Source organism: Tenacibaculum finnmarkense (genome assembly GCF_900239185.1).
GTDB classification, from domain to species: Bacteria; Bacteroidota; Bacteroidia; order Flavobacteriales; family Flavobacteriaceae; genus Polaribacter; species Polaribacter finnmarkensis.
The window spans coordinates 38,114-57,309 of the sequence record NZ_OENA01000038.1; the positions used below are offsets into that span (position 1 = coordinate 38,114).

General features: G+C 30.2%; 17 protein-coding genes. 14 read left to right on the forward strand and 3 right to left on the reverse strand.

Features of this window, described 5'->3' with window-relative positions; translation table 11 throughout:
• The first annotated feature begins 3 nt into the window (after window positions 1-3).
• The 4 genes from AQ1689_RS04020 to AQ1689_RS04035 all read left to right on the forward strand — a co-directional run bounded on the left by AQ1689_RS04020 (window position 4) and on the right by AQ1689_RS04035 (window position 4,411).
• Window positions 4-876 (forward strand): zinc-binding metallopeptidase, encoded by an 873-nt coding sequence (locus AQ1689_RS04020; protein ID WP_101955259.1) that lies wholly within the window; start codon window positions 4-6, stop codon window positions 874-876.
• 5 nt (window positions 877-881) lie between these two features.
• Entirely contained in the window at window positions 882-2,129 is a 1,248-nt protein-coding gene (locus AQ1689_RS04025) for a DUF4302 domain-containing protein (RefSeq protein ID WP_101955260.1), read from the forward strand.
• Window positions 2,130-2,282: 153 nt separating this feature from the next.
• Window positions 2,283-2,573: an HU family DNA-binding protein gene (locus AQ1689_RS04030; RefSeq protein WP_058883990.1), complete on the forward strand. Its 291-nt coding sequence runs from the start codon at window positions 2,283-2,285 to the stop codon at window positions 2,571-2,573.
• 305 nt (window positions 2,574-2,878) lie between these two features.
• Entirely contained in the window at window positions 2,879-4,411 is a 1,533-nt protein-coding gene (locus AQ1689_RS04035) for an Rne/Rng family ribonuclease (RefSeq protein WP_058883989.1), read from the forward strand.
• A gap of 64 nt (window positions 4,412-4,475) precedes the next feature.
• On the opposite strand, the gene AQ1689_RS04040 is transcribed toward AQ1689_RS04035, so the two are convergent.
• Complete coding sequence (locus tag AQ1689_RS04040) at window positions 4,476-6,662, reverse strand: patatin-like phospholipase family protein (protein ID WP_101955261.1); 2,187 nt, start codon at window positions 6,660-6,662, stop codon at window positions 4,476-4,478.
• 53 nt (window positions 6,663-6,715) lie between these two features.
• The gene (gene uvrC, locus AQ1689_RS04045; RefSeq protein WP_101955262.1) at window positions 6,716-8,512 is read right to left on the reverse strand and encodes an excinuclease ABC subunit UvrC; all 1,797 of its coding nucleotides are present in this window, start codon (window positions 8,510-8,512) and stop codon (window positions 6,716-6,718) included.
• 87 nt (window positions 8,513-8,599) lie between these two features.
• On the opposite strand from uvrC, the gene AQ1689_RS04050 reads away from it, so the two are divergent.
• From AQ1689_RS04050 to AQ1689_RS04075, 6 genes are all read left to right on the forward strand, one after another.
• Window positions 8,600-10,381: a MutS-related protein gene (locus AQ1689_RS04050; protein ID WP_101955263.1), complete on the forward strand. Its 1,782-nt coding sequence runs from the start codon at window positions 8,600-8,602 to the stop codon at window positions 10,379-10,381.
• Window positions 10,382-10,467: 86 nt separating this feature from the next.
• Entirely contained in the window at window positions 10,468-11,460 is a 993-nt protein-coding gene (gene moaA, locus AQ1689_RS04055; protein WP_101955264.1) for a GTP 3',8-cyclase MoaA, read from the forward strand.
• Between the two features lie 28 nt (window positions 11,461-11,488).
• The gene (locus AQ1689_RS04060) at window positions 11,489-12,730 is read left to right on the forward strand and encodes a molybdopterin molybdotransferase MoeA (protein ID WP_101955265.1); all 1,242 of its coding nucleotides are present in this window, start codon (window positions 11,489-11,491) and stop codon (window positions 12,728-12,730) included.
• A gap of 136 nt (window positions 12,731-12,866) precedes the next feature.
• Complete coding sequence (locus tag AQ1689_RS04065) at window positions 12,867-13,157, forward strand: GIY-YIG nuclease family protein (RefSeq protein WP_101955266.1); 291 nt, start codon at window positions 12,867-12,869, stop codon at window positions 13,155-13,157.
• Window positions 13,158-13,388: 231 nt separating this feature from the next.
• Complete coding sequence (moaC, locus tag AQ1689_RS04070; RefSeq protein ID WP_101913977.1) at window positions 13,389-13,865, forward strand: cyclic pyranopterin monophosphate synthase MoaC; 477 nt, start codon at window positions 13,389-13,391, stop codon at window positions 13,863-13,865.
• A 2-nt stretch (window positions 13,866-13,867) separates the two neighbouring features.
• A complete protein-coding gene (locus tag AQ1689_RS04075) occupies window positions 13,868-14,977 on the forward strand; it encodes an NTP transferase domain-containing protein (RefSeq protein WP_101955267.1) in 1,110 nt (369 codons plus the stop codon).
• A 197-nt stretch (window positions 14,978-15,174) separates the two neighbouring features.
• On the opposite strand, the gene rimK is transcribed toward AQ1689_RS04075, so the two are convergent.
• Window positions 15,175-16,545, reverse strand: a complete 1,371-nt coding sequence (rimK, locus tag AQ1689_RS04080; protein WP_101955268.1) for a 30S ribosomal protein S6--L-glutamate ligase — start codon at window positions 16,543-16,545, stop codon at window positions 15,175-15,177.
• Window positions 16,546-16,854: 309 nt separating this feature from the next.
• On the opposite strand from rimK, the gene AQ1689_RS04085 reads away from it, so the two are divergent.
• From AQ1689_RS04085 to dprA, 4 genes are all read left to right on the forward strand, one after another.
• A complete protein-coding gene (locus tag AQ1689_RS04085) occupies window positions 16,855-17,190 on the forward strand; it encodes a hypothetical protein (protein ID WP_101955269.1) in 336 nt (111 codons plus the stop codon).
• Between the two features lie 11 nt (window positions 17,191-17,201).
• Window positions 17,202-17,576, forward strand: coding sequence for a hypothetical protein (locus tag AQ1689_RS04090; protein WP_101913980.1), 375 nt, complete (start codon window positions 17,202-17,204; stop codon window positions 17,574-17,576).
• Complete coding sequence (locus tag AQ1689_RS04095) at window positions 17,566-17,850, forward strand: hypothetical protein (protein ID WP_101913981.1); 285 nt, start codon at window positions 17,566-17,568, stop codon at window positions 17,848-17,850. Before AQ1689_RS04090 ends, AQ1689_RS04095 begins: the two co-directional genes overlap by 11 nt.
• 242 nt (window positions 17,851-18,092) lie before the next feature.
• Complete coding sequence (gene dprA / locus AQ1689_RS04100) at window positions 18,093-19,196, forward strand: DNA-processing protein DprA (RefSeq protein WP_101955270.1); 1,104 nt, start codon at window positions 18,093-18,095, stop codon at window positions 19,194-19,196.

Consider the following 19,196-nt stretch of genomic DNA (forward strand, 5'->3'; position numbering starts at 1 on the left):
ATTATGAAAAATATAAAATATATAGTTTTAGCGCTAGCCATTACATTTAGTGGTTGCGAAGAAACTAATTTACCAAACCCAAACAGAAGTGCCATTAACACTGATTTTGGGCATCAGAATGACTTTGACAAATTTTTAAAGAAAGAATTTGTAACGCCTTATAATATTGAAATTTTATATAAATTACCAGATATTCAAACTGATTTTAATTACACATTAGTTCCTTCTGAATATGAAAAATCAATAAAATTAGCCAACCTAATTAAGTATTTGTGTTTAGACGCTTATAATGCAATAGCACCTGCAAGTTTCTTAAAAGAAACCTTTCCTAAACAATTAGTTTTTGTAGGATCGCCAGGATATAATAGCAATGGAACTATTTTATTAGGAACAGCAGAAGGAGGGCTTAAAGTATCGCTTTATAACATCAATAAGTTAGATGTTGCTAATGTTGAAGAATTAAACAGTTCTTATTTTAATACTATTCACCATGAATTTGGGCATGTTTTACACCAAAAGAAACCTTTTTCTACTGATTTTAATCAAATTGTTGGTGCAGGATATATTGGCGATGAATGGAGTAAAAAATGGAAAGATGGCGAATCTTTAAAAGCAGGTTTTATTAGCGATTATTCTAGTAACCAAGTAAGTGATGATTTTGTTGAATTAATTTCTCATTATGTATTATATTCTAACGAAAAATGGGATGCTACACTTGTAGAAGCAGGTGAAGGAGCAGCGCTTATTAATGCTAAAATGGCAATTATTAAAAGTTATTTAATTAGTAATTGGGAAATAGATATTGATGAGCTACGTACTGAAATACAAAAAAGGTACAACAATTTAAGTTCACAAGATTTAGATAAAATAAACTAGAAAAAATGAAAAAAACAATAAATAAATTCCTAGTATTTTTGCTATTCGTAGGGGTTACAATATCTTGTAACAACAATACCGAAGAAGCAATATTTAACGAACCGACTTCTGTTAGAATTCAAAAATCAATTTCTGAATATAGAGATTTATTAACTTCATCTGAAAATGGATGGATTATTGAATATTATCCTGATGAAAAGCAAAACATCGGTGGTTTTAACTATGGTGTAAAATTCAATAAAGATTTAACCACAGAGGTTGTACATGAAAATGCCTTTGCAACAAAAGCATCAAACATGTTTGATGTAATTGCAAACGCAGGACCCTTATTAACCTTTAACACCTACACTTGGCTAACGCACTTTTATGCAAACCCAAATAGTAAAGATTCTGATGGAGCTGGTGGTGATTACGAGTTTGCATTAACTTCTAAAACAGCAGATGTTATTACCTTAACAGGAGCACAGTCGCGTAATAAAATGCGAATGTTTAAGCTTACCGAAGCACCTGAAGTGTATTTAGCGAAAGTAAACGAAGTTAGTAGTTTTATTTCTATTGTTTTTGGTAATGTTATTAATGGTAAAGCTACAGAAATTAGCTTAACAAACCGTCATATTACTTTTCCTACATCAGAAGAAAATGGAGAAGGTGAAGAGGTTAAACAGGCTATTGACATGGCGTATCACTTTACACCTACAGGAATTAAATTATATGAAGCAATTACTGTTGATGGTAATCAAGTAAGTGAATTTACTTTAAATAAAGCCTTAAATCAATTAACATCTCTTGATGGTAAGGTTGTTATTGACTTAGCTAAAAGCCCATTTAATATAAACCAAGATTGGAGTATTGATACCACAAACCCTTCAGACACTTCTGATGAGTTTTTTAATAAATATGTTGAAATATACAATGCCAATGGTGCCGCTTATGGTGAAGAATTACAGCGCTCAATTTTATTTGGAAATACAACGACAAATGAAACTTCGCCTGGTATTCTTTTTAAATCGAAAGCACCAAAAACAACCTGGAGTACACAGCAAAAATTAGATTTTTCACTTATTAATAATGATAGTGAATTAACCATATCTAAAGGAGCTCAAGGTTTAAACTGGTCTTATTACACACATTTAGATCCTTTAGTTGATTATATTATTAAAGGAGCTCCATATACAATAGATCAAATTACCCCAACGCAAGTTAAATTAACAAGTACTGCCGATGCAAATGCTTGGTTTGTTTTAAAATTATAATTTATTACAACAATAAAAAAAACCTAATAATTTAAAAAATTATTAGGTTTTTTATTTTTAAAAAAATTTTATTCTTGTTAACTTTTTGGAATAAATATAATTATCATATATTTGCAGCCTCATTTTCAAGAATAAACCCAAAATATATATAGGATGACAAAGGCAGATATCGTATCGAAGATTTCAGATAAGAGCGGAATTGAAAAAGCAGATGTATTAGCAACTGTGGAAGCGTTTATGGACGAGGTAAAAGATGCACTAGAAGGCGGAGATAATGTATATTTAAGAGGTTTTGGTAGTTTTATTATCAAAACAAGAGCAGAAAAAACTGGTAGAAATATTTCTAAAAATACAACTATTAAAATACCTGCACACAACATCCCAGCTTTTAAACCATCAAAAGTGTTTACAGAGGGTGTTAAAACTAAAGTATCTGTAAAATAATAAAGTATTAACCAAAAATCTTTACTTCTGAAGATTTTATAAAACATTTTAATTATGCCAAGCGGTAAAAAAAGAAAGAGAGCAAAAATCTCGACACACAAAAGAAAGAAAAGAGCAAGAGCAAATCGCCATAAGAAAAAGTAAGCTAACGCTTACTTTTTCATTGCTTTTAAAAGTATTTGAAAAAAAATCAGTTCATTGACATTAAGGTTTTAACACCTTGAAACGGTATAAAAATTATACCTGTTTACAAATTTTAATCCGTCTTCGTAAAATTTTTACGTAGGCACAAAACTATATTCAGAATGAAAACAGAATTAATAATTCGTTCAAATTCTTCTGATATTGATTTCGCCCTACTAAGAGATGGTAGACTTATTGAATTAAACAAAGAAACAAGCGATAATAAATTTGCTGTCGGAGATATTTTTCTAGCTAAAATAGGAAAAGTGATGACAGGATTAAATGCCGCTTTTGTAAATGTTGGATATCCTAAGGATGGTTTTTTACACTATCATGATTTAGGACCACAAGTACAGTCTTTAAATAATTTTATTAAGAAGGTAAGCATAGGTAATTATAAAGATTTCACTTTAAAAAATTTTCGTGCTGAAAACGACATCAATAAAGACGGAAGTATTCATGATGTACTAAAGTCAGGTCAAAATTTATTAGTACAAATTGTAAAAGAACCCATTTCTACCAAAGGACCGCGCATTAGCTCGGAACTATCAATAGCTGGTAGGTATTTAGTTTTAGTTCCTTTTTCTAACAGAGTATCTGTATCTCAAAAAATAGCAGACCCAAAAGAAAAAGAACGTTTAAAAAAATTAGCAAAAAGCATCAAACCAAAAGGGTTTGGGCTTATTTTACGTACTGTTGCCCAAGACAAAAAGGTAGCAGAACTAGATAAAGATTTACAAAATTCACTAGAACGTTGGGAAAAAATGTGTAACAGCATTGCCAATCAAAACACCCCAACAAAAATTTTAAGTGAGTTGAACAGAGCATCCTCTATCTTAAGAGATGTGATGAACGATTCTTTTACAAGTATTGTAACCAACGATGAAACTTTAATGGTTGAAATTAAAGAATATTTACAAGAAATTTATCCTGAAAAGGAAGATATTGTAAAACTTCACAAATCTGACACACCAATTTTTGAGAAATTTGGTATTGAACGTCAGATAAAAACATCGTTTGGTAAAACAGTTTCAATGAGCAAAGGTGCGTATTTAGTTATTGAACACACCGAAGCACTACATGTTATTGATGTTAACAGTGGTAATCGCTCAAACAAGGGGTTAAGCCAAGAAGAAACTGCTTTAGAAGTCAACTTGATTTCCGCTACCGAAGTAGCACGTCAGTTACAACTGCGTGATATGGGTGGAATTATAGTGGTTGACTTTATTGATATGAAGACTACTGAAAACAGACAGAAATTATATCAACATTTAAAAGATGCAATGTCTTTAGACCGTACGAAACACAAAATATTACCTCCGAGTAAGTTTGGTTTAATACAAATTACAAGACAGCGTGTACGACCTGAATTAGCAATAAAAACACGAGAGTCTAATCCTAATAAAAACGGAGAAGTTGAAGCTCCTATTATTTTAATTGATAAAATAGAGGCTGAATTAGAACGCTTGCTTAATAGTGGTAAAGAATATAAAGAAGTTACATTAAATGTACATCCTTTTATAGCCGCTTATTTAACAAAAGGGTTTATTTCTATTCGTTTAAAATGGATTTTACAACACAAAAAGTGGATTAAAGTATTACCAAGAGATGCGTATCAATATTTACAATACAAGTTTTTCTTGAAAAAAAAGTAAATAAGTAAGGCTATCTTAATTATCATAAAAAACCCATTTCACTAAGAAATGGGTTTTTTTATGTTTAAAACCAAAATCCTAAATTAAATAACCAATGTTTTTCGCTATGATCTGGCGACCAAGTATATTTCAATTCAACAGGGCCTAAAAAAGTTTCCATACTATACCCCAAAGCATAGCCCGATTTGGTGTTGTTAAAAAAGTTACCTCCCAAAAGAATATCTTCTTCTACACGTGCATAATTAGCAATAAATGTAGCGTAATGATTGCTTGCAATTTTATATCTAAAATTAAATTCTGACTTTAAAAAAGACTGATTACTTAAAGTTCCTGCGGCATATCCGTATAAAGGCGTAAAATTATTGATATAATTTTTATTGTATCCTCCCAAACGATAATCAAGCATTTGAGATGTTTTTTTACCTAATGTATAGCCTATATCAGAAGTGTATTGAAAGGTGAAATTATTTAAAAAAGTAGTCGCAAACCCCACAGTGGCAGTTGCTTGTGAAAATTGATGAAATAAATCGTTTTCTGTTGGTAGCTTGTTTAACTTGTTATTTCTATCAGACCAAACATACCATTTAAAACCAAAATCAGCATAAAAACCTTCCGTAGGAAATATCACTTTATTGTAGCTATCTAATTTTAAAAAACCATATAAACTTACATAATTACTTTTATCAAAAAACAATTGCTTACCTTCTTTTAAAACATTTCCTGAAGAAGCTTGCAACCATTTATGCTCAATTCCTGTACCCAAAGCAAATTTCTTATTAAAAGTAGTTTTTAAATAAAATGCATTTGTAAAATCATTGTATCTTATATTAATTAAACTATTGTCAAATAAAAACTCATCTTTAAAAGAATTATACCGCGACGAAATACCGTAACTTGGTTTTATTCCGTTATCAATATAATATTCAAAATTATAACGAATTCGATCACCAATAGCAACATCGAAAGACAATTCATCATTTTGTTTTAGCAGTTTTTTGTAATTGTAATTTAATAATACTGCCGATTTATATAAAACATCATAATGTAAGCCCAGTCGTAAATAAGATTGAATAGGCTCTTCCTTTACGGTTAGCATAATTTTTTTACCTGAAAAAGATTTACTTAAAAGATAATCTATTCTTCTAAAATTATTGGTAGCAGTTAAACTGTTTATTTTTCTTGAAATTCCTCGGTAAGAAACACTGTCACCTTCTGACAACTGAAGTTTTCCTAAAATATAATCATTCGTATAATTTTTATTTCCTTTGATAATAATTCTATCGACTAAAAATTTTCCTTTATTTAAATTTACAACAGCAGCTTTTCTTTTAATGGGTTGTAATTTGGCAATACTATCAAAAACAGGCTTAAAAGGTTTGACTGTTTTTTCACCTTCTTTTAAAATTTCAGCAATTTTATCAAAAGAAATCACATTATAATCGGTTAAATTTGGCTGTAAATAAACATCTAGCAATGCTACTTGTTCATCTGATTTTTTATACATCTGAAAGTTAATAATTTGCATTAATAAAGAAGCTGCCGATGATAGTTCTACTTTTTCTAACAACTTTCCTTGCACACTAACACCAATAATAAAATCGACTTTTTTTTTCATTATATCAACAGGAAAATTATTGACTACACCTCCATCAATCATTAATTTTCCGTTAATTTCTACAGGGTTTAATAATGATGGAAATGCACCACTAGCCCTTAATGCTAAAGGCAAAGAACCCTTTTCTAAAACCTCCTGACTACCTGTTTCAATATTAGTGGCAATACAATAAAAAGGAATTGGTAGCTTTGAAAAATTTTTAATTTCATCAACAGGAGCTAATAATTCTGTTAAAAAATTTAAAACATTTTGTCCTTTTGACAATCCTAAAGGAAGTCCTATTGTTTTGTTTTTAATAGGCAAAGTAATAGCGTATTTTTCGTTGTGTTCTTTATTAAAAAAAGGCTTTTCTCTTCTAGGCACCTGATCTCTTACCATTGCCATAAAATCAGTCGTTAACACAATTTCCTTAATTTGATCGGCAGTATATCCTGAAGCGTATAAGCCACCAATAATAGCCCCCATACTTGTTCCACCAATATAATCTATTTGAACACCCGATTTTTCCAATTCTTTTAAAACTGCTATATGAGCAAGTCCTTTAGCCCCACCACCACTTAAAACCAGTCCTATTTTTGGTTGATTTTGAGCCAGCATTATTACTGGAAAAAACAATAATATTAGTAACTTCTTCATCTTTTTACTTTTTATTTTTCTGCTGATTTTAGTATCAATTTTTAAGCCAATTTTTAAAGTTCTTTCTTTTGATAAAATTGCACTACCTTCTTTGCTTTTGACACTCCTATTGTTTCTTCTAAAGCGTCTAATGTTGCCTCTTTTACTCTTTTTACAGATTTAAATCTACGTAATAAAGTAGCAATAGTTTGTTCACCGATACCTGAAATTTCTTCTAATTCCGATTTTATAGCCGTTTTACTTCGTTTATTCCGATGAAAGGTAATTCCGAAGCGATGGGCTTCATTTCGTAAAAATTGAATTATTTTTAAACTTTCCGATTTTTTATCTAAATACAACGGAACAGAATCTCCTGGATAATAAATTTCTTCCAATCGTTTTGCAATTCCAATAATGGCTATTTTTCCTCGTAAATTTAAAGCATCTAAACTTTTTAAAGCGGATGATAATTGTCCTTTTCCTCCATCAATAATAATAAGTTGTGGCAATGGCTCATTTTCGGCTAATAAACGTTTGTATCTTCTAAAAACAACTTCTTCCATCGAGGCAAAATCATCTGCTCCTACAACAGTTTTAATATTATAATGTCGATACTCTTTTTTACTAGGTTTTCCGTCTTTAAAAACTACACAGGCAGCCACAGGATGCGTTCCTTGAATATTTGAATTATCGAAACATTCAATATGTCGAGGTTCATCTTGCAAGCGTAAATCTCTTTGCATTTGCCTCATAATTCGATTTATATGACGCTCAGGATTTACTATTTTTAATTGTTTTAATTGTTCAATTCGATAATATTTTGCATTTCTTTCTGATAAATCTACCACTCTTTTTTTATCGCCTAATTTTGGAACTGTCACTTTTATTTGTTCCCCTAAATCAACTTTAAAAGGCACATAAACTTCTCTCGATAAAGAATTAAATCTGTTTCGGGTTTCAATAATAAACAACTCTAATAAGTGTTTATCGGTTTCATCTAATTTCTTTTTTATTTCGGTGGTGTACGATTGCACAATTGCCCCGTTCATCACTTTAAAGAAATTTGCATAGCCATAAGTTTCATCCGAAATAATTGAAAATATATCCACATTATTAATTGACGGATTTACAATAGTCGATTTTGCTTGATAATTTTGTAACAACGCTAATTTATCTTTGATTTTCTGAGCTTCTTCAAATTTCATTTCCAAAGCAAAACCGAGCATTAAACTTTGTAATTTATCTAAAATTTCTTTAAAATTTCCTTTTAATATATTTCGTATTGCTGTAATTTCTTGCTGATAATCTTCTTCTTGCTGATAGCCTTCGCAAGCACCTTTGCAATTTTTTAAATGATATTCTAAGCACACTTTATATTTATAAGATGCTATTTTTTGTTCACTCAAATCATAAGTACAAGTTCGCAGCGGATACAGCTCTTTTATCAAACTTAAAAGCGACTGCACCATTTTAATATTGGTATAAGGACCAAAATATTCCGAGCCATCTTTTAGAACTCTTCGAGTAGAAAAAACTCGTGGAAAACGTTCTTTTTTAATACAAAGCCACGGATACGATTTGTCATCCTTTAGTAAAATATTATAACGAGGTTTGTATTTTTTTATCAGATTATTTTCTAATAATAAAGCATCAGTTTCTGTGTCAACCACAATATGTTCAATGCGGACAATCTTTTTTACTAGGATTCGTGTTTTACCATTTTCATGCGTTTTGGTAAAATAAGAGGAAACACGCTTCTTTAAATTTTTTGCTTTTCCGACATAAATAATCACTTCGTCGTTATCAAAATATTGATAAACTCCCGGCGAAGTGGGCAATGTTTTTAGTTGAAGTTCTAATGAAGTTGGCATACAACGAAAATACAATTTTATAAAGATATGTAAGTTGCTATATGTACATTTACCTCAATATTTATCTACACTATTATTTTCAAGAAAATGCAAGAACCAATTCAATTTTATAAAGAAGAAATAAACAGCTTAAACACCACGTTAATTACGCTAAAAAAACAATTGTTAACCACGCGAATTTTACGTCTTTTGGCTTTTTTAACCATTGCAACATCAGCATACGTGGGTTTTACAAAAGATAATTTGTTTTTTACACTAACAGGTTTAGCAATTATTACCTTCGGAATTTTAATTACAAAACACCTAAAATTAAAACAGCAAAAAAGTCTTGCAGAGGCAAAATTAAACATCAATAAAACAGAAATAGAAGTATTAAAAGGAAACTATTCACATTTAGATAGCGGTGAAGAATTTACCAATCCTGAGCATTATTTTAGCAACGATATTGATTTATTTGGAGCTGGTTCTTTTTTTCAATATATAAACCGAACAGCAACAAGTGAAGGTCGAAAATTATTAGCAACTATTTTAACAAGTAACACTATAAAAAACATTGATAAACGTCAAAAAATAACGCAAGAACTAGCTTTAAAAACAACTTGGCGACAACATTTTACCGCGGTTGCTAGTTTAATAAATACCAAAACAGCCATTCCTACTATTGTAAGTTGGATAACCTCTTATCAACAAAAGATTCCTTCTTTTTTGATGTTATTTTCGTACGCTTTTTCAGGAGTTTCGCTTGTTTTAGTAGGCTTATTAAGTTTTAGTATTATTCCTTTTTCAATCGTTTTAATTTGGTTTTTAATTGGATTAACTATTACCGCTTTCTATTTTAAAAATATTCAAGAATTAGCTACAGAAACAGGAAAAGCCAAAGAAACGTTTAATCAATATCATCAATTATTAGCACAGATAGAAAATGAAACTTTTACAAATTCAATTTTAAAAGATAAACAGCAACAAATTCAACAAGAAAGTGAAAAGGGAAATAAAAAAGCTTCGGATATTTTTAAAGAATTTTCTAAAAAATTAGATGCCTTTGACCAACGTGGTAATTTGATGATTGCACTATTCGGAAATGGGCTTTTTTTATTAGATATCCGCAATACTATTAAAATAGAAAAATGGATTACTTCTTATAAAAAAACCGTTGCGCAATGGTTTGATGTGGTTTCTTTTTTTGATGCACAAAACTCCTTAGCCAACTTTGTTTTTAACAAACCTGAATATATTTTTCCTAGTATCAGCAATGAAAAAGCCGTTTTAAACGCCGTGAACTTAGGGCATCCTTTATTAAATCCTTCTAAAAGAATTGACAACGATTTTATTATTGATACTGAAAACTTTTTTATTGTTACAGGTGCAAATATGGCAGGGAAAAGTACGTTTTTAAGATCGATTTCTTTGGCAATTGTAATGTCGAATACTGGTTTGCCAATTTGTGCCGAAAAAGCAAGCTATAATCCGATAAAATTAATTACAAGTATGCGAACTTCCGATTCGTTAAGTGAGGATGAATCGTATTTTTATGCCGAATTAAAACGTTTAAAATTTATCGTAAACGAAATTAAAACGGATAATTATTTTATCATTTTAGATGAAATTTTAAAAGGAACAAATAGTCAAGATAAAGCCATCGGTTCTAAGAAATTTGTTGAAAAATTAAACAACTCAAAATCAACAGGAATTATTGCAACCCACGATGTAAGTTTATGTGATTTATCAAACGAATATAGCAGCGTTAAAAACTATTATTTTGATGCCGAAATTATTAATGATGAATTAGATTTCGACTATAAAATGAAAAACGGCGTATGTCAAAATATGAACGCTTCGTTCTTATTAAAGAAAATGGAAATTGTTTAAGATCTGTCTTTTCCACAAAAAACATCACTATAAAACTATGATAAAAGACAGGAAATAACTGTTTCATTAATCCGTATCTTTGTTGTATGCACAAACTTATTGATAATTTCGGCAGGCAAATCAGCTATATTCGACTTGCTGTAACCGATCGCTGTAACCTTCGTTGCCAATATTGTATGCCCGCTCATGGTATTGATATTGTACCTCGAAAAGAGCTACTTACTTACAAAGAAATGTACCGAATTATTCGAGTACTTACCGAACTCGGTGTTAATAAAGTTCGGTTAACGGGTGGCGAACCCTTTGCTCGTAAAGATTTTATGTCGTTTTTAGAAATGCTATCTTATAATGATTTATTAGACGAAATAAATATTACCACAAACGGCGTATTGGTTGCCCAACATATTACAACCTTAGAAAAGCTTAAAAAAGTAAAAACGATCAATTTAAGTATTGATAGTTTACATGCCGATAAATTTGCGAAAATTACACGTCGTGATACTTTTAATCAGGTATATAAAACCTTAGAATTACTAGAAAAAAGTAGCCTTCATTTAAAGTTGAATATCGTTGTACAATCAGGTTTTAACACCAATGAAATTACTGATTTTGTAGGTTTAACTAAAGATAAAAATATGGCTGTTCGATTTATTGAAGAAATGCCTTTTAACGGAAAAGGACAGCGAGATATTCAAGAAAACTGGAATTATAATAAAATTATAAAGGAGATAAAATCGAAATATTCTGTAGAGAATATCATCTCAGAAAAATCATCAACTTCACGTAATTTTTCTATCAAAAACCATCTAGGAACTGTGGGGATTATTCCTGCTTTTACCCGTACTATTTGCAACGATTGCAATCGTATAAGAATTACATCAACAGGAACTTTTAAAAATTGTTTGTTTGATGATGGTGTTTTTAACTTGCGTGATTTTATCAGAAATGGTGCTTCTAATGATGATTTAAAAACACTTTTTTTATCATTGATAAAAGAAAAACCTGAAAACGGTTTTATCGCCGAAGCAAATAGAAAACAAGGAAGTGTAAGTGAGAGTATGAGTACAATCGGTGGATAATATTTTATAAAAAAGCATCAGTAAATATATGATTTCAGTAAAAAAAGCAAAAGAGATAATCCTAGAAAATACGTTAGATTTTGGAACAGAAAATATTCCTTTTATGGAATCTGTAGGGCGGATTTTAAAAGAAAATATTACTGCCGATAGAGACTTCCCTCCTTTTAATCGTGTTGCTATGGACGGAATTGCTATTAACTACCTTCATTTTAAAAATGGAGAACGCACTTTTAAAATTGAAGGAATTCAGCCTGCGGGAAGTGCGCAATTAACGTTGCAAAATTCAGCAAACTGCATAGAAGTAATGACAGGCGCAGTATTGCCAAAAAATTGCGATACGGTAATCAGATATGAAGATGTTCTTCTCGAAAATGGAATTGCAACAATTACTATTGATACAATTAATACACATCAGAATGTACATCCCAAAGGAAAAGACAACGTACAAAATGATGTTTTAATCCATAAAAACACCCTTATTTCAGCGGCAGAAATTGGCGTGATTGCTACGGTTGGTAAATCAGTTATAAAAGTAGCAAAACAGCCTAAAGTAATGATTATTTCTACAGGTGATGAATTGGTTGATGTGCATGAAAATCCGCTAGCGTATCAAATAAGAAGATCGAATGTTTACACCTTGGTTTCTTTATTAAAAGAGTTAGATATCCCTTCAGAAACCGCACATATTACCGATAACAAAACTATTTTAAAACAAAAAATAAGCGGCTATTTACAACAATACGATGTATTATTATTTAGCGGCGCAGTTAGCAAAGGAAAGTTTGATTTTTTACCCGAAGTTTTAACCGAATTAGGCGTTGATAAATTATTTCACAAGGTAGCCCAACGCCCAGGAAAACCTTTCTGGTTCGGCATCGCAGATGATTTAAATAGTAGTAAACAGGATGTTTATAAATCTGTAAAAAACAACAATACAATTGTCTTTGCTTTTCCTGGAAATCCAATTGCCACTTTTGTAAATTGCTTGGTGTATTTTTATGATTGGTATTACAAATCAGCAGGAATAAAATATATAAAAGAAATGGCTATTATTAATGAAAACGTTATTTTTAAACCTAATTTAACCTACTTTTTACAAGTTAAATTAATTTCTGAAAATGGACAATTAATAGCCATTCCAATTAAAGGAAATGGCTCAGCCGATTTAGCAAGCCTTGTAAATGCTGATGGTTTTATTGAAATTCCAAAAACAGAAAATACCGAGTTTAAAAAAGGAACTATGTTTCCTGTAATTAGATATAAAAAATGAGTAACATCTCGATACAAATTTGATTTTCCTATCGGACATCAAATTCACTCGATGTGACATACGCTGTCAGTTCGAGTGATTTTATTGAAATGTTAATGGAAATAAAATTGTATCGAGAACTTTTAACGATTCAAAAATGAAAATTTATTACGTTTACATATTAAAATGTTCTGATAACTCTTATTATACAGGGGTTACCTCTAATCTTCAAGAAAGGTTAATCGAACATAAAAATGGAAAAAATATAAATAGTTATACCTTTAAACGAAGACCTTTAAATTTAGTTTTTTATTCTGAATTTACAAATATAGAAGTAGCGATAGGAAAGGAAAAACAATTAAAAAAATGGTCAAAAGTCAAAAAAGAAGCTTTAATAAACAATGAATTTGAAAAACTCCCAAATTTAGCGAAGAAGAAATTTAAATAACATCTCGATACAAATTTGATTTTCCTATCGGACATCAAATTCACTCGATGTGACATATCCTGTCAGTTCGAGTGATTTTATTGAAATGTTAATGGAAATAAAATTGTATCGAGAACTTTTATATATTTGAAATAACATCTCGATACAAATTTGATTTTCCTATCGGACATCAAATTCACTCGATGTGACATATCCTGTCAGTTCGATTGGATTAATATAAAAAATAAAAAAATGAGCAACTTTACCCATATAAATGAGCAGAATCAACCGAAAATGGTCAATGTTTCTGATAAAAAAATTACCAAACGAACCGCTATTGCAAAAGCAACCATGTTTTTAGGTTCTCAAATTATTTCTCATTTTAAAAATAATGACCTAATTACCAAAAAAGGACCTGTTTTTCAAACCGCTATTATTGCAGGTATTCAAGCGGTAAAAAAAACGTCAGATATTATTCCAATGTGTCATCCGTTATTAATTAATGGTGTAGATATTGACATAAATATTGTTGGAAACGAATATTTAGAGGTTTTTTGTAAAGTTACTATCGAAGGAAAAACTGGCGTAGAAATGGAGGCTTTAACAGGTGCATCGGCAACTTGTTTGACCATTTATGATATGTGTAAGGCAATCAATCAAAAAATGATTATTAAAGAAATTATTTTAGTAGAAAAAACAGGTGGAAAATCTGATATTAAAACAGCTTAAAAATGGATAAAAAACATCAAAAACACGCAAAAATCACTAAAAAACAAAACGATACTTACACTACGAATGAAGTCGCTATTTTAGGAACAAATTGTGGTATAATTGCTGATTTAGTTAAAGATGTTTCTTTGAATTTATCAAATTATAATTTAGGGTATTTTGATGCTTCTCATGCCAAAAATGTTGCTAAAAACAACTTTACCGAATACACGTTTCATCAGCAAGGGAATTTACAAATTAACACGATAAGTTCAGTTAATAAATTTGAACAACGCTTGCAGTTTATAAATCATGATTTGGTGTTTATTAACGGAAATCATTATCAAGGAGCCAAGCAAATTTTAATTTTAGATGCCGAAAAACAAGCGTCTATTGAAAAAAGATTAGACCAAATAACCAACATTCAATTTATTATAAAACGTACTTCGGATGTTCCTTATTTTGATTGCTTACTCGAAAAATTTCCACAGATAAAAAACATAACTTGTTATCAAATTGATGAAATTGATAAAATTACACATCATATTGAAAATTTAATTAAAGAACATATTTCGCCTGTAAAAGGCTTGGTATTAATTGGCGGAAAAAGTACCCGCATGGGAACGGATAAATCGGTATTAGAATATTACGGGAAACCGCAAAAAGAACATGCTAAAGAATTGTTAGAAAGTACTCTTTTAGAAACTTTTTATTCGGTACAAACTTCTTCGGAAAAAGCTTCTTCGGATGAAATTCAGGATACTTTTTTAAATTTAGGACCTTTTGGTGGGGTTTGTTCTGCTTTTCAGAAAAATCCTAATTCGGCTTGGTTGGTGCTTGCTACGGATGTTCCTTTTGTTGATAAAAACCTACTGAAATTATTGCTAGAAAAAAGAAATCCTAGTAAAATAGCTACGGCTATTAAAGGAAAAAATAGTGAGTTTCCTGAGCCTTTAATTACTATTTATGAGCCAAAAGCATACAGTAAATTATTGCAATACATAGCCCAAGGATATTCCTGCCCTCGAAAAATGCTGATTAATTCTGATATTGAAATTGTAGAAGTTGATGATCATTTGATTCGAAATATTAACACGCCTGAAGAATTTGAAATGGCTAAAAAAATGCTTTAAATTGAGCAAAATACCTAGCCCCGATTGAAGCATTTGTTTGAGCTCTTTTTTGTTTTTCCTTTTAAAAAACAAAAAAAGCGAGTGCGCAAAGCGGGAAATTGCTTCTAATAAAAATTTTATAACTAAAAACAGCCCATTTTAATAAGATGGGCTGTTTGCTTTTAATTCGTATGTTTTTTAGCTTTTAATATGCCTTTTTAATTCTTGAATTTCAGCTTTTTTTCAATGGCTTCAATCATAATATTAGCGATGTCTAACCCTGTTGCAGCCTCAATACCTTCTAATCCTGGTGATGAATTTACCTCTAATAATAAAGGTCCTTTGTTAGAGCGTATAATATCGACTCCTGCCACAGGAAGGTCTAAAACTTTTGCCGCTTTGATGGCTAATTTTCGTTCTTCGGAAGTAATTTTAACTTTAGATGCCGATCCTCCTTGATGAATATTTGCTCTAAACTCCCCTTTTTCAGCTTGTCGTTGCATAGATGCTACCACTTTTCCGTTTACTACAAAACAGCGTAAATCTTGTCCGTTGGCTTCTTTGATAAATTCTTGAACAAGAATATTGGTTTTAACACTTTTAAAAGCATTAATTACACTTTCTGCGGCTTTGGTGGTTTCTGCTAAAACAACGCCTTTTCCTTGAGTACTTTCTAATAATTTAATGATTAATGGCGCTCCGTTTACCATTTTTATCAAGTCTTTAGTGTCTAAAGGTGAATTTGCAAAACCTGTAATAGGAACCTGAATGTCGTTTTTAGCAAATAATTGGGTGGCTAATAATTTATCTCTTGACTGATTAATTGCATCGGCTGAGTTTAAACAATAGGTTCCCATAGCATCAAATTGACGAATTAATGCACAGGCATAAAAAGTTACCGATGGTTTAATTCGAGGAATAATAGCATCAAAAGCATCGATTACATTTCCGCCTCTGTAGCGTATTTGAGGCTCTTTAGCATCAAATTTCATATAGGCTTGTTGCACGTTTAAAAACACCATTTCATGCCCTCTTGCACGCCCTGCTTCCATAATTCGTTTGTTACTAAACAAACCTGAATTACTGGCTAATAAGGCTATTTTTAAACCTGTTTTTTCTTTTCTAAAAGCAGCGTATTTTTCATCAATATCCTGTTCATTAAAAGCAGGAAGTAAATAACTTTCTGACGAGTTTACTAAATAGCCATTTGACAATGCTTCACGCCCTAATAGCATTCTAAATTCCATCGAATCTCGGTTGGCAAGGGTTAATTCAATATCAAAAGTAGCTTGACCTAAAGTTACAGGAACTTTTATAACAAGACGTTCTTCGGATATTCCCGTAGAACTTTTAATAGAGCGTTTTGCGTGTACTTTTGACTCACAAGTAATGCTGATACTCCTATTTTCTTGTAATGGATTTACCTCAAAACGAACCCATTCTTCTGTTCCTTTAAAAAAAGGCGTGATACTATTTGCTTGAATTGAAGAAGTTTTAGCTCCTGAATCTACTCGTGCTTTTATAGCAGGAATACCGAAATTATTAAACGAACACCACTCTTCGCTTCCTATGATTTTTAAATTGTTCAATGTGATTTGTTATTTATATAAAGGTTTAATTTATTATTTCCCTATATCAATAATAATCATTCTTTAAATAAAAAACTACTGTTTTTTATAAAAAAATGAAGAATTGATTTAAGTTTAATATTATATTATTATTTACTAGCAATACCCTATTCATTTTCTAAAAAACAAAACAGAAAATACTGATAAAGAGACAATTACTGCTGTTTATTTTTATATAAAAGGGCTATTGTTCAATAATTGAATACGATTGTTCAACTCAATATTCTTTTTTATGCTGTAAATTTGACTTGTATATTAAATAATTAAAAAGTGGATTTAGAAGAACTTTTAATCGAAACAAAATCAAAAGCTATTTTTCTCTTAAAAGATGATGGGGAGGTTATTGACTTTTTTCCAAAAAAAAATGACTTAGGCGATTTACAAGAGAAAATAATTGTGTTTCAAACAACTCTTTTTAATATGGGAAATCATTTTTTTAGTACGTTTTTTAATACTGAATTAAAGAAAATAAGGCTCAAGTCAGATGGTCAAAATATTCTTATGATTAAACACCATCAATACATGCTTTGCTTCTTATCAAAAAAGAAAATAAATATTGCCTTACTAGATATTATTTTAAAAAAAGAATTTAATAATCAACTATAAATAGAAAAAAAATGCAAAAAATATTAGATAAATTAGTGGAAAATGTAAGAGAAGATATTCCAGGATATATCGCAATTAGTATTGCTGAAATGGCTTCTGGAGAATCGCTTCATTCACATTCTTCTAAACCTGATTTTGATCCTGCCTTGGCTTGTGCTTATAACGTTGAAATAATAAATGCTAAGCGTAAAGCAATGGTTACCTTAGGTTTAAATGAAAAGATTAAAGACATTTATTTTAACCTAGAAAATGAAATACATATTGTTAATTTATCGCCAAGTGGTGAGTATTTTATTTATTTAGCTGTTGATTCTAAAAAGGCAAATTTAGCCCTTACCAGAACATTATTAAATAGACATAAAAAAGAATTAGATAATGAATTATAATAAAATTAATTTAAAAAATTATAATTTAGATAGCGATTTTCTATCATACATAGAATCGTTTCAAAATATATACGAGCATAAAGTATTGCAAATTACTCCAAGCACAAACACAGCAGAAGCAATAGCCTTAGAAGCAAAGGAAAATGTTTTTACAGAGAATACTCTTGTTACTGCTACTGTTGAAAAAAGAGATATAAAGAAAATATTAGAAGATTTCTTTTTTACTCCAAAATATAACAATGTGCTAGATGTTTTAAAATTTGGAAACAATTAAATTATAGAAATTCACTTAAAAAAATCGGTGATCCTAGTATTTACAAACACATAAGGATGCCGATTTTTAGGTGTGTGAAATAATAGTCGATTCAAAATTTAAAATTCCCCAAATTTTAGAATTTATTTATATTGTATGTTTTATTTTTTCAGCTAAAAAAAAACCGTTTTACTCCTTGTTGTTTGTCTTTTTAATTTTATCAATCGTATTTTTTTGTATATTGATATTCAAATTATTACGCTATGAATTCTGATAAAATAATCGCTATTTTACGCCTACAATCCACCAAAAACATAGGCGATATTATCGCTAAAAAATTAATTACCGCTACAGGAAGTGTGGAGCAAATATTTAAAGAAAAAGCAGGTTCTTTACAAAAAATAAATGGCATCGGAAATCATGTAATACAGCAACTATTAAATACTGAAAACATAAAAAAAGCGGAAGAAGAATTTGAATATATCAAAAAAAATAACATTCAATATTCTTATTTTTTAGATGCCGATTATCCTCAAAACTTAAAAAACTGCATTGATGCACCTATTTTATTTTTTAAAGATGGTACTATTAATTTAAACAGTCAAAAAATAATATCAATAGTTGGTACTCGAAAAATTACTCCTTACGGGCGTGATTTTTGCAAGCAACTTTTAGCTAATTTAGCGCCACACAACCCGATTATTATAAGTGGTTTTGCTTATGGTATTGATATTTGCGCCCACAAAGCAGCTATTGAAAATAACTTGCAAACTATTGGCGTTTTAGCACATGGCTTAGAAATGATATATCCAAAAACACATAAAAAATACTGCGCTCAAGTAACTAAAAATGGTGGTTTTATTACTGATTTTTGGCATAAAGAACAACCGCTTCGTGAAAATTTTTTAAAACGAAATAGGATTGTTGCGGGTATTTCTAAAGCTACTATTGTTATTGAATCGGCAGCAAAAGGAGGCTCATTAGTTACTGCCGATATTGCAAATTCATATAACAGAGATGTTTTTGCAGTGCCTGGTAGAACTTATGATATTTACAGTAAAGGCTGTAATAATTTGATTAAAAACAACCAAGCGCATTTATTAAATACCGCTGACGATATTATAAAAATGCTTAATTGGGACGTTAATGAATCAAAAAATACAACAGCAATACAAAACCAACTATTTGTTACCCTAAGCGATGATGAACAAAAAATTTATAATTTTTTAAACCAAAATGGCAAGCAATTATTTGATGTAATTGCCTACAAATGTGAAATTCCTGTATATAAATTATCATCATTAGTTCTTCAAATGGAACTTAAAGGAGTTCTCAGACCTTTACCGGGTAAACTCTTTGAGGTTTAG